This window comes from Microbacterium sp. zg.Y909 (assembly GCF_024626565.1).
Window position 1 is genome coordinate 1 of the sequence record NZ_JANJFJ010000720.1, and the last position, 739, is coordinate 739.

Annotated in this window: 1 protein-coding gene; it reads right to left on the reverse strand. The window is 71.9% G+C overall.

The annotated features are described in order from the left end of the window. Nucleotides 1-269: 269 nt before the first annotated feature. Nucleotides 270-739, reverse strand: a 470-nt coding sequence (locus tag NQ160_RS24380; protein WP_257517536.1) for an ATP-binding cassette domain-containing protein, incomplete at its 5' end; no start/stop codon positions are given.

A 739-nucleotide genomic window follows, 5' to 3' on the forward strand; every position in this document is an offset into this window, starting at 1 on the left:
CGTCTCGCCGCAGGACCTCGACGAGCTCTTCGCGATCGACCCCGCACTGTGGCTGCAGGAGGCCGACCTCACCGAGGAGTTCTACGGCACCTTCGACGGACGGGTGCCCGCCACCCTGCACGCCGAGCTCGCGGCTCTGCGCTACCGGCTGAAGGTCGCCCAGCGGGGCTGAACAGCAGGTATACGCCGTCCCCGGCGGACAGACCGGATGCCGCGGCCCTGGGGGGACGCGGCATCCGTTCTGCGCCCGCGGTGTGGGCGCTCCCAGCTCACACCAGCAGCTGGTGCTTCGCGAGGTCCCGGTACAACGGGGTCGAGGCGACGAGCTCGGAGTGCGTGCCCTGGCCGACCACCCGGCCGCGGTCGATGACGACGATGTGATCGCTGTCGACGACGGTCGAGAGGCGGTGGGCGATGACCACGAGCGTGCGGCCGGTGGCAACGGCATCGATCGCCTCGCGCATGCGCTGCTCGTTCAGGCCGTCGAGTGACGATGTCGACTCGTCGAGCAGCAGGATCGGGGGCGCGGCCAGCAGCGCCCGCGCGATCGCCAGTCGCTGGCGCTCGCCGCCAGAGAGCATGACACCGGCCTCACCGACGGGAGCGTCCAGACCCAGCGGGCTGCGCTCCAGCACGTCGCCGAGGTTGACGCTGCGCAGCACCCGCTCGCACTCGGCGTCGGATGCCGAAGGCGACGCGAGCCGCAGGTTGTCCGCGATGCTGCCGGCCAGCGTCGGCG